General features: G+C 34.8%; 16 protein-coding genes. 15 read left to right on the top strand and 1 reads right to left on the bottom strand.

Annotation, left to right across the window (positions count from 1 at the left end; all coding sequences use genetic code 11):
* Window positions 1-114 precede the first annotated feature (114 nt).
* The 12 genes from AC27G3_RS17760 to AC27G3_RS17705 all read left to right on the top strand — a co-directional run bounded on the left by AC27G3_RS17760 (window position 115) and on the right by AC27G3_RS17705 (window position 7212).
* Window positions 115-618, top strand: a complete 504-nt coding sequence (locus tag AC27G3_RS17760) for a hypothetical protein (RefSeq protein WP_487123906.1) — start codon at window positions 115-117, stop codon at window positions 616-618.
* 109 nt (window positions 619-727) lie between these two features.
* Window positions 728-1357 carry a thiol:disulfide interchange protein DsbA/DsbL gene (locus tag AC27G3_RS17755; RefSeq protein WP_487123904.1) on the top strand — a complete coding sequence of 210 codons (630 nt, stop codon included), beginning with the start codon at window positions 728-730 and terminating at the stop codon, window positions 1355-1357.
* A gap of 134 nt (window positions 1358-1491) precedes the next feature.
* Window positions 1492-1968, top strand: coding sequence for an energy transducer TonB (locus tag AC27G3_RS17750; protein ID WP_487123902.1), 477 nt, complete (start codon window positions 1492-1494; stop codon window positions 1966-1968).
* Window positions 1969-2103: 135 nt separating this feature from the next.
* On the top strand, window positions 2104-2328 hold the full coding sequence (locus AC27G3_RS17745; protein ID WP_487123900.1) for a hypothetical protein: 225 nt from the start codon (window positions 2104-2106) through the stop codon (window positions 2326-2328).
* A gap of 142 nt (window positions 2329-2470) precedes the next feature.
* Window positions 2471-2887 carry a hypothetical protein gene (locus AC27G3_RS17740; RefSeq protein ID WP_487123898.1) on the top strand — a complete coding sequence of 139 codons (417 nt, stop codon included), beginning with the start codon at window positions 2471-2473 and terminating at the stop codon, window positions 2885-2887.
* Between the two features lie 120 nt (window positions 2888-3007).
* Entirely contained in the window at window positions 3008-3355 is a 348-nt protein-coding gene (locus AC27G3_RS17735) for a DUF6176 family protein (RefSeq protein ID WP_487123896.1), read from the top strand.
* Window positions 3356-3610: 255 nt separating this feature from the next.
* A complete protein-coding gene (locus tag AC27G3_RS17730; protein WP_487123894.1) occupies window positions 3611-4123 on the top strand; it encodes a helix-turn-helix domain-containing protein in 513 nt (170 codons plus the stop codon).
* Between the two features lie 149 nt (window positions 4124-4272).
* Window positions 4273-4536, top strand: coding sequence for a hypothetical protein (locus AC27G3_RS17725; protein ID WP_487123892.1), 264 nt, complete (start codon window positions 4273-4275; stop codon window positions 4534-4536).
* A gap of 119 nt (window positions 4537-4655) precedes the next feature.
* Window positions 4656-4838 (top strand): hypothetical protein, encoded by a 183-nt coding sequence (locus tag AC27G3_RS17720; RefSeq protein ID WP_487123890.1) that lies wholly within the window; start codon window positions 4656-4658, stop codon window positions 4836-4838.
* 111 nt (window positions 4839-4949) lie between these two features.
* Window positions 4950-5078, top strand: coding sequence for a MerR family DNA-binding transcriptional regulator (locus AC27G3_RS17715; RefSeq protein ID WP_487123888.1), 129 nt, complete (start codon window positions 4950-4952; stop codon window positions 5076-5078).
* A gap of 351 nt (window positions 5079-5429) precedes the next feature.
* A complete protein-coding gene (locus AC27G3_RS17710) occupies window positions 5430-5801 on the top strand; it encodes a hypothetical protein (RefSeq protein WP_487123886.1) in 372 nt (123 codons plus the stop codon).
* A 442-nt stretch (window positions 5802-6243) separates the two neighbouring features.
* On the top strand, window positions 6244-7212 hold the full coding sequence (locus AC27G3_RS17705; RefSeq protein WP_487123884.1) for a dihydrodipicolinate synthase family protein: 969 nt from the start codon (window positions 6244-6246) through the stop codon (window positions 7210-7212).
* 212 nt (window positions 7213-7424) lie between these two features.
* On the opposite strand, the gene AC27G3_RS17700 is transcribed toward AC27G3_RS17705, so the two are convergent.
* Window positions 7425-7607, bottom strand: coding sequence for a hypothetical protein (locus AC27G3_RS17700; protein ID WP_487123910.1), 183 nt, complete (start codon window positions 7605-7607; stop codon window positions 7425-7427).
* 316 nt (window positions 7608-7923) lie between these two features.
* Here AC27G3_RS17700 and AC27G3_RS17695 point away from each other — a divergent pair, with 316 nt between their 5' ends.
* The 3 genes from AC27G3_RS17695 to AC27G3_RS17685 all read left to right on the top strand — a co-directional run bounded on the left by AC27G3_RS17695 (window position 7924) and on the right by AC27G3_RS17685 (window position 10392).
* Window positions 7924-8391, top strand: a complete 468-nt coding sequence (locus AC27G3_RS17695; protein WP_487123882.1) for a 2TM domain-containing protein — start codon at window positions 7924-7926, stop codon at window positions 8389-8391.
* A gap of 52 nt (window positions 8392-8443) precedes the next feature.
* Window positions 8444-8842 (top strand): DUF1801 domain-containing protein, encoded by a 399-nt coding sequence (locus AC27G3_RS17690; protein ID WP_487123880.1) that lies wholly within the window; start codon window positions 8444-8446, stop codon window positions 8840-8842.
* 548 nt (window positions 8843-9390) lie between these two features.
* Window positions 9391-10392, top strand: coding sequence for an HAD family hydrolase (locus AC27G3_RS17685; RefSeq protein WP_487123878.1), 1002 nt, complete (start codon window positions 9391-9393; stop codon window positions 10390-10392).
* The last annotated feature ends 16 nt before the right edge of the window (window positions 10393-10408 follow it).

The raw sequence follows: 10408 nt of genomic DNA, 5'->3' as shown, positions 1-10408 counted from the left end.
CTGGCTTGTTCGCTTCGCTCCATTTTAGCCCACTATTTTTAGCCCGTTATTTGGGCGTTATGTGCAAATGTTAGTTTGGCATTTGCTGCTATTATCAAAATATAAGGACATACCTTGAAAAAATTAGCTTTAATTCTATCACTAATCTCTCTTAATTGCTTCGCAGAAGATAACACCCAAACGAAGGATTATTCTTTTGGTCTAGGTTTAGGTGCTATGTATGGTGGTATTGGAACCAATTTGTCATTTGTATCTGAAAATGATTTAAAATACATATCCGCAGGTTGTGTTGAATATAGTTCCAATAATGGAGCTACATGTGGATTTGGTGCTGGTTGGATAAAAACAGATTTATTTGGTGCTAACTCTAATAAACATGGTTTTGGTGTTTATGTAAGCATTGTTGGTAATGAGTCTTACGCTAGCTACACTTCAACTACAGAGGGTGTGGAGTATTACGCTCATGACAGTAATATTTATGGCGCCGGTGTAAGTTATACCTATTTTATGAATGGTATAAATAAGTCAGGTACAACTTTTGGTGTTTCAATTCATGCTACTAATGCAGACTTTGAAGATAACTACGGTGGGTTCTTTCAAGTAGGTTACCAGTTTTAGCACATAAGCTGTTAAACAAGGACAATGAACAGTTGGTTTTGCTCCTTCGTCGCTAATTTTAACCAACTATTTTTTGCCCGTTATTTGGGCATACATATAAGGATTGCAGATGTATCGTAAAATTTTATTATCAATGTTTGTTTTTTTATCTTTTAGTTCTGCATGTCAAGCTGTAGAGTTTACTGAAGGTGATTACTATGTAGAAGTCGAAGGAAACTCAACTAAGAATAAAGAGGTTACAGAGTTTTTTTCGTTTTATTGTCCAGCATGCTTTAAGCAAGAATCTTTTATGCATGAATTAAAGTTAGCCCTACCTGCCAATGCTGCGTTTAAAAAAAACCATGTTGACGGTATGCCAGGCAGAGATATAAAAATAGAAAAATCATTAACGAAAGCCTTGATAACCGCTGATGTTTTAAAAGTAAAAGAAAAAGTAATTCCAGCCATCTTTAATTATATACATATCAATAAAGCTAAATTTGATAATGACAAGGATATTAAAAACCTCTTTTTAATTAATGAGGTAGATGGTGACGATTTTGATAAAGTTTTTAATAGTTTTAGTGTAAATATGCAGGCTAAGAAAATGGAAAAGAAAACCAGTGCTTTACGTAAGCAAGGCTTTTCAAGCGTGCCAACATTAATCATCAATGGTAAATACAAACCTGTTACAGATAAAATAAAAAACATGGATGAGTATAAAAAACTAGTAATTTACTTATTAAATAAAAAGGCATAGTTTAGTGAAAAGTATGCCTATAAGTCGTTTAAAAGAACAAAAAAAACAGTTGGCTTTTGCTTCTTCGTCGCTTATTTTAGCCAATATATTGTTTACCTCTTAACGAGGCGCTAGGAATACAAAAGGAGTTTAGTATGAATCGATATGTTTTAGGAGTAGTAGGGATACTTGTTTTAGTTGGTTGTAAAACGACACCTACGGAACAATATCAAGATTTACAATTAACTGAAGCTGAGCTGCTTTCAAAAAAATGGGAAAATTTAGAGCGTTTTCCTCCTCTATATCCTATCGAAGATGCGAGAGCAGGAAAAGAAGGTTGTGCTTCTGTGGAGTATGTTATTACTCCGGATAACGAAATCAAAGATATCAAAATAGTTTCCTCAACTAGCAAGCATTTTGCTAAACAAGCAAAGCTTAACGTTAAAAAATGGAAATGGTCTGCTTTACCTAAAAACATTATTCAAGCGCCTATTAAAACAAATACTCAATTTCAGTTTTGTTTAGAAGCTGGGGATGGGCATTGCTCAGAAATAAGCGCCATTAAAAATAATCAATGCATTGGAGATGACGTTATTTACTCAACAGGTTATAGAACTACGCGTGGTGGATAATATTCCTAACAAGTAATTAAACAAGGGCTAAAAAACAGCGGGCTGTTCGCTTCGCTCCATTTTAGCCTATTATTTTTAGCAAACAATTTATAGCCCTTTATGCGGGCGTTATATGTAATAAAAGGATTTATGCGCATGAATATCAATTTAACACTTCTTGGAGAAATAATTCTCTTTTCTATGCTTATCGTTGGAGCCTTAAGTTATTACTTAGGTAAGCGTAAAACAACATCCCCGAAAATAGCGACATTAATTGGTGTTTTATTATGTATCACACCCCCACTAAATATAGTTTATCTTATTGTTTTAATGTTAAAAAATGATGTGGTTTCAAGTTCAAGTATTGAAACGTCGGTGTAATTTACATTTAACAAGCAAATTAACAGAACTAAAAACAGCGGACTGTTCGCTTCACTCCATTTTAGTCCTCAATTTTTAGCCGCTTATTAGCAGCGCTATGTGTTTTAAGCTTACAGTTGTCAATTAATTTTTTGGAACAATCATGAGAAAAATATATACATTAATACTAATACTATTTATTCCCACTATATCTTTTGCCAACTCGGTCTATCAATGTACCGTTGATGGTGTAAGTACTTTCAGCCAAACTCCTTGTGATGATCAGTATAACAAAATTGATATCTATGTTTCCTCTGGAGGGAGTGCAAGCCAAAGTGATAGTACTCTTGAGTGTATAGAGCACCTAAAAACAAAATATAAATTCCAAGATCCTGAGTCTATTCGGGTTGAAGGTTCAAAAAAAACATGGGTAACAGATAATAGTGGGGGCAGACAAGTCCTTGTTTTAGAGTTAAATGCTAAAAATAGCTACGGGGCTTATGGTGGTTCTAAGTCGTATAGTTGTTTCTTAAATCATTATGGTACTAAATTGAGTAAAGTACAGTACTTGATTGAATAAAAATATAACAAGGGTTTTAAAATCGAATAAATTACAGTTGGCTTTTTGTTCGTGCTTCACTTATTTGAGCCAGCTGCAATTTGCCGTTTAAAACGGCGTTCTTTTTTTCGCGAGGTATAAGTGCAATCTAAACTGCTAAAAATCAAGTTGAATCCCAATTCTCGAAATTATTTAGATACTTTGATCACTTATATGCGCGAAAATATCGAATTTCCAAAAAGCGAAATGGAGCAAAAAGGATACTTTTGGGATTCCGTATTTTATGAAAAAGATGATGAATTTGAATACATCTATATTGTTATCAAATCCGATGATTTTTCTAAAATAATGATGGATGAAAGTGAATTAATAGTATCTCCGTTTAGAGATGTTTATGAAAAGTTTAGAACTACTTGTTGGGCTCCCGAGCCTTACATAGATCTAGAACCAATATTTTGTTTTAATACATCATTAACTTTTTCAGGGTAAAGGTTAATGATGTATTAAAAACATAACAAGCAATTTAACAGAGCTAAAAAAACAGTGGGCTATCGCTCCGCTTAGTTTAGCTCACTATTTTTAGCTCATTAATTGAGCGTTATGTATTTTATAAATTGTCGTGTATTTCGACTAAACTTGTCATTTTAAGTGGTTTTTATCTATTGGCGGCATAAAGGCGGTAAATTTACGTCACCGACTTAATGCTTAAACAAATATTATTTGTCCGGGCAACAAGAGGTTTGTATGTTTATAAAAAATCTTAGGCAAATAAAACACCTATCTCAGGAAAATCTTGCAGAGTTAAGTAGTTTAAGTCTTCGTACAATTCAACGCGTAGAGAGTGGACATAGAATTAGTTATGCTTCTTTACGTTCTCTTGCTGCTGCATTCGAAATTAATGTAGACGAACTTGAGCAGGAGTTATATTCAATGGATAAAATGGTTAAAGAGTACAAGGATTACCCACTTTGGCTACGGTTTTATTTAGGTAGTGGTTGGTTTAGTGCTAGTCGTAATGAATTTAAAAAGACAGAGATATTTTTCCTTATTGTTGGTTTTCTTTTGGCAGGGGTATGGGTTGTTACTTCGCTAATGGATATAGGTATTTATCGTATAGCAATGTTTGGTTGTTTATGTTGTTTTTTTGGTGCATATAATATTTCCATCTCAATACGAGTGGGAGATAAATATGATGTATGGTCAAAGTTAGAATCAACTTTGCCAAAAGGTGTATTTGGCTTTTTAAAAAGGCGATAACAGTTTAGTGCAATAAACACTACAAGTTGCTTAAACGGAAAAATAACAGTTGGCTGCAGTTAGTTCTTCGCGCACTTTAGCCAACTGTTATCAGTCACTTAGCAAGGCGTAAGGTGAGCTTCGTTGAAATTGAATTTGGAGTTAGTTTCATGAAAATTATTTTTGTCATTGGGGCGTTATCACTACTATCTTCATGTGCAAACCTAGGTGACGAATCTAAAGATACAGATGAATGCCGAAAAATTGCTTACGGTAAAAACAGTGAACCTCTAACAGGTTCAGTGAAAAATGTTTTCTCAGAATGTCAGCGTCAAAAAGAGTCGTTGAGAAAAGATAAAAATGAAAGAGCAAATACTGACTCTTGGATAGATTTTTTTGAGGAATTGTTTTTTTCCAAAAAGGCTCCAAAGTAAGTCACCTAAACAAGCGAATAAAGTAAGGACAAATAACTGTTGGTTTTTTTTTCTAAATTGCTTGTTTTAACCGACTGATATTTCACATTATTTCGGCGTTACTACAAGGCTGTGCGTTTATGAAAACTAAAATAGTTAATTGTTTAATGGTGGGTATAGGTGCTTTTGCCGGTTCGTTATTATTTCAGTACTTTAATTCAGTTGAAATAATTGACTTCAAAAGAGCCTCTATTACGGGAATTTCTTTTTTTGCTGTGATGTCTATTTATATTTTCGCAAGCACCCGTGAAGTTTCAGAGTAAACTTACTTATAACAAGGCACTAATGTCGGATTTATAGTTAATTTTTCTCTTCACACTTATTTTAACTAATGATTATTTGCCTCTTTTTGAGGCGAGGAACGAGGTTACATAATGTATATAGGTGAGTTTGCTTCACTGACAGGAACAACACCTAAAACCATTAGGTTTTACGAGTCCATTGGGTTAATGCCTGAGCCATTGAGGAAAGGAAGTATAGGGTATACGATAAAACGTATGTAGAGACAGTTCTACAGATAAAAATGGCACAAGATTTTGGTTTCAAATTGTCGGAAATTAAATCTGAAATGGTCGGGGTTAATATAGAGAAAGGATTGCCAGCATCAGTAATTCTTAATGCCATAAACGTGAAACGAGATCAAATAAAGTCCGAAATAAATAAGCTAAACCTCATAGATAATAAGTTGTTACAGTTACAAAAAAAACTTGAAACATCCAAATGTAATGTTGACTCTGTCCTATAGGGTAACGTTTATACTCTGCTAGTATAGATAATTTAATCAGTAGAGAGGATATAATGAAACATCGACTTACCGTAAAAAAGTTAGATATAGTGCCATTTATGATGTGGTAATGACGTTTGCATTTCCGGTGTTAGTCGTTTGGAATATCGGCTTATTTTCAGATATACATACCCAATATGGGTTTTCTGGTTCAATCCCACGTTTTCAACCGTTGCACTTATTTTTTGTTAATTTGATGGGAAGTGTTGTTTTAATATGGTCAGCGATAAGAATTTATAAGGCAGAGCCTATACTAGGGCTGTACGATAGTTTTGCTAGATTTTTGTTTTCTTTTAATATGCTTTATTATCTTTTAATACATGATGTTACCAGTATATTATGGGTAATGTTTGTACCTGAATTGACTTGGGGAGTCATACAATTTTTAGGCTATTTTTATTCACAGGAAAAATGGCTAAGAGAATTAAAAACAGCGGGCTGATCTCTCACTCCATTTAAATTTTACTATCAGAAGATAAACCCAAAGGTAGAACAGCAAACCTACGCATGTGATTCTAAGTATTGGATTGTTCCGTGTAAATAATGCAGCAGTTCAAACTATCGAAATGTTTGAAGGTATGCCATTTATTAATTTTAAAAATCAACCATGTAGAGATTTTATGTATATTGTTAGTGGCACTAAAAAACGATAGCTCTAAGGTTGCCAATTTAATTTGCCGGTTACCTATCGTGGCCGTATAAAACAACCAACCTAACTTGTTCTACGCTAACTTAAGCCGTTAAGGACATAAGCGAATAAGCCTCTATCTTTGCTGAATGTTATTTAACTGATATAATTTATCCAACACATTTGTAATATTGTATATTATATACGATTCATGTTATGCTTTATTTAATGTGATTTTTAAACAACAGGATAAATGATGGAAACAACTAGTACAGATTGGCGATATACGGTTATGCCGGCCGTGTTTACATGGCTTAAAGAGACAGAGTCCGGTGCTCTTGAAATTGATCTTGATGCAACACAAAAATACGCTGCAGATATTTTAAAAGTTCAAGGAAAAGGCGGAAGCCGAATGGGTGGACTAGTCGGTTCTGGTACGCTAGGTGAAAATAGCTACCTAAGCTCTGAACAACGTCTTTCTTTACTTAAAGCCCTTTCTTATGTTGCTAAAGAATACAATGTTCCATTGATCAGTGGCGCTGCAGCAGAAACGAAAGAAGAGCTTGCCAAAATCGTTAAAGAGTTAGCGACGGTTGGAGTCGATACAGTTATGGTGATGCCACCAAAAACTAAGGAAGCTCCTTCTGATGAAGAAATGTATGCGTACTACGCACTTTCGGCAGCAGCTGCAAAAGAGGCAGGCGTAACAATTATGCCTTATAACAACCCTGATGCAGCGGGCTACCATGCGCTTTCAACCGATATTCTTAAAAGACTTGCTGCTTTGCCTGAAGTAACGGCGCTTAAAATATCAACTACAGATGTTTCAGTTATTGAAACCTTGATGTTAGAGAATAAAGAGTTAAAAATTTTAGCTGGTGTTGATACTGTAACTGTACATGCTGGGCTTGCAGGAGCATGCGGTGGCATTACAGGCGTTGGTTGTGTATTCCCAAAAGCTAGTGTTACTATGCAGGAGTATGTGAATAAAGGAGATTGGACTGAGGCAAACAAAATATCTCAGGCGATGAATTCTATATCATACCTTGATGCTCAGCCGCTGCTTATGGAATATATTAAATATGCGTTTGGAATTCACCATAATGATGCTTCAGGAGGGCTACGTACCCTTGGTAAGCAATTAACTCAAGAGCAAATTGATGATGTTCGCGCAAGATATATTCTAGCAAAAGAAAGGCTTGAAGTTCTGGATTTAATAGACTAATCCTGCAAATATTCAAATAAATAAAGCTCCGTTTACGGGGCTTTTTTTATTCGTTTGAAATGGCAAATGGCTGGGAGTTAGATCGAGATGAAAGGTATGTTTCGTAATGAAATTTAAATTTTAATGGGTTGCAGCTACTTATCGAAAAACAGGTTATCTCGAATAACGAGGGCTATTGGTTCCATTTTGCTGCACATTTTAATCAAGCATTTTTAGCCCGTTAATTTGGCATTATATTCTTTGTAATAAATTATATGGCTACCTTGAGGATATTTATTGTAACCTTGTCTAATGTAATCACAATTAATCCCTAGCTCAGGATCATCAACTAATAAATGAAACGTATTATTTATTACTTTTAGGTGAGCATTTCGCTGGATAAGTCCCCAAGTTATTTGGCTATATTCAGCAACACCGCTTTGTTCGCCTTGGATTAGGATATTGCGTAATTTAAAATCTCATGAGTACCTATATGCAATATAATATTTTATAAAAAATAAGCTATTTAAAAGGATAATGAAGTAGTTGGTTTTTGTTCCTGCATCGCTTATTTTAACCAACTGTTATTTACCCTGAGAAGGCAATTTGTGTTTTCCTATTTATAACCTATTGATATTTAAGAGGTGTCATGCTTTTGTCATGTAGGTGTCGTAGCCAAACCAAGGATATATAGTTGATAATCAGTTTCGAATTACAGCAAAGGATATATAAATGATTGTTCGAAAATTAAGAATACAAAAAGGCTGGTCTCAGGAGCAACTTGCTCAATTTAGTGGGTTGAGTGTCAGAACTATTCAACGTATTGAAAGAGGCAAAACTGCTGGATTGGAATCATTGAAATCTTTAGCTGCTGTTTTTGAAGTTAATATTAAAGACTTACAACAGGAGACGGTTATGGATACCCAAACAAAGCTTTCAGACAAAGAAATTGAAATAATTGAATATGTAAAAGACATAAAGGATTTCTATTCACATCTTATTAATTATGGGATCGTTGTCGGGGCTTTTTTTGTTTTAAACTTAATAACAAGCCCTAATTATATTTGGGCGTGGTGGATAGCTATCGGTTGGGGAATTGGTGTTATTTCTCACGGACTTAGTGTTTTTGAAATTACCAATTTTTTCGGGGCTGATTGGGAAAAAAGGCAAATAGAAAAAAGGCTTAAGAAAAAGCTGTAGCGATCAAAAATTTAAGGTGGGATTAGCATTTCAACAATTAAGGATCAGTTAAATGGATGAGATCCATAAATTTATATCATGTATTGACAACGAAACCAGAAAATTGGACGCAATTGCGTTGCTGCCTATTTTAGAAAAAGCCTCTGGATACCAACCTTATTTGACTGGCAGTATAATTGGCTTTGGAAAATATCACTATAAATATGAGAGCGGACGTGAAGGTGAATCTTCAGTAATTGCATTTTCTCCTAGAAAGCAAAATTTAGTGGTATATATAATGCCAGGTTTTGCTCAATATGACGATTTACTCAATGACTTAGGTAAGTACAAACTGGGTAAATCGTGTTTGTATATTAATAAGTTGGCTGATATAAAGCTTGATGTTCTCGAAAAAATGGCTAAGTTATCAGTGCGGCAAATGCAAGAGAAATACCTGTGCAAAAACGCCTAATAAGCCCATTAAGCAAGGGATTGCTAATTGCTTGCTCGGTTCCAATTCGCTTCACATTTTAGCAAACAATTTTTAGCTCCTTAGTGGGGCGTTCATTAATATAGGGATGTATATATGAAATATTGATTACTGTTTATTTTTGGATTTACTGGACTTCCCATACTTTGCTAGACACCAAATGAGTTACATTGTAACTGCAACTAGAGGTTGTTTATGAACAAAGGCAAAGCCAGAAAATTACAGGATTAACTCACCTGAATCAGTTCAATCATTAGCTGCAGTATATAAAATAAAAATAGCGGCGTGGTTCTTGGTTAAGTTAACGTTTCAAACACGACCATTTTAACGCTGTATTAATTTTTAAAGTCATTTATATCGATTTTTGATAAAACTAATAACTTGGGCTGTATCATAAATAACTATGCTAAACTATTTTTATAGCGTAAATATGGTCACTGTAATCTGTAGTACAGCGCATTTTTATGTTGTAGGTTATCACTTTAAGGATTTTTATCGGATACACCAACCGAAATTTTGGAGATTTATGCATGCGAATGTTGAACAAGCTAATTATTGTACTATCGGTAGTCTTTACTACCAACAGCCTAGCGCAAGAAAGTCCACTACCTTCATGGAATGATGGAAAAACCAAAGAAGCTATTATCGCTTTTGTACAACAAGTGACTGATACCAGCTCTCCTAATTTCGTACCCGTAAATGAGCGAATAGCGACTTTTGATAACGATGGCACATTATGGAGTGAACAGCCTATATACTTTCAACTCGCTTTTGCTTTTTACCAAATTAAGTTAATGGCTCCCAAGCATCCTGAATGGAAAACTATAGAGCCTTTTAAAAGCGTACTTGCTGATGATATAAAAGGCGTATTAGCTGGTGGAAAGCAGAATTTAGTTAATATTATTTCTGCTTCTCATGCCGGTATGACATCAGAAGCGTTTGCTGCTTCGGTAAAGCAATGGAGTGAAACCGCTAAACATCCCTCTACAGGTAAATTATATACTGCAATGATTTATCAACCTATGCTTGAGCTGTTGCAATATTTACGAGCAAACGATTTTAAGACCTTTATTGTTTCGGGTGGTGGCGTTGATTTTATGCGGGTATTTACCGAAAAGGTTTATGGTATACCGCCGGAGCAGGTTATTGGTAGTACAGCAGGTTCACATTATGAATTACGCAACGGCATTCCGGTAATAATTAAAGATCCTAAAATAGTGCTTGTTGATGATAAAGAAGGTAAACCTATTGGAATTTATCGACATATTGGTCGTCGACCTATATTTGCCGGCGGTAATTCAGATGGTGATCTCGCCATGCTTGAGTATACAACGGTGAGTCGTGGTGCGAATGATAAAAGTCTTCGCTTTGGTTTGATAGTTCATCATACCGATGCTGAACGTGAATGGGCATACGATAGAAAATCGCATATTGGTACGTTGGATAAAGGTTTAGATAAAGTAGAAAGTAGAGGGTGGACATTAATTGATATGAAAAATGATTGGAAAACTATTTACCCTTCAGAAAAATAAGGTGAAAAGCAAAGTT

Source organism: Colwellia sp. SU-HH01217, assembly GCF_057543495.1.
The sequence above is the reverse complement of the archived record's forward strand: the minus strand, read 5'-3'. Positions and strand labels throughout refer to the sequence as shown.